We start from the raw sequence: 249 nt of genomic DNA, 5'->3' as shown, positions 1-249 counted from the left end.
TGGTTTAGAAGATTCTAAATGGTCAGTTACAACGGCGACTACTTTATCTGAACAGCTTTTCCTTCCATCAGTTGATGGAGATATTGAAGCAAAACAAGTTACTCTGAGATGGACTCCGAATAGTAATGTAACACAAATTGTAGTTAATCCGGGAGCTATTACGCATGTGATCACACCTGCAGAAAAAACAAGTGGTATAGCAGTAGTAACTGGATTAACAGGTGAAACATCTTACACAGCAGATCTATT

Annotated in this window: 1 protein-coding gene; it reads left to right on the top strand. The window is 38.2% G+C overall.

All coding sequences use genetic code 11. The features are described from left to right. A partial coding sequence (locus tag SB753_RS39940; RefSeq protein ID WP_410805532.1) for a hypothetical protein occupies positions 1 to 249 on the top strand: 249 nt, incomplete at both ends.

Source organism: Paraburkholderia sp. SIMBA_053 (genome assembly GCF_046534895.1).
GTDB lineage: Bacteria > Pseudomonadota > Gammaproteobacteria > Burkholderiales > Burkholderiaceae > Paraburkholderia > Paraburkholderia caledonica.
Note: the sequence above shows the minus strand (reverse complement) of the source record. Positions and strands in the feature narration are given on the sequence as shown.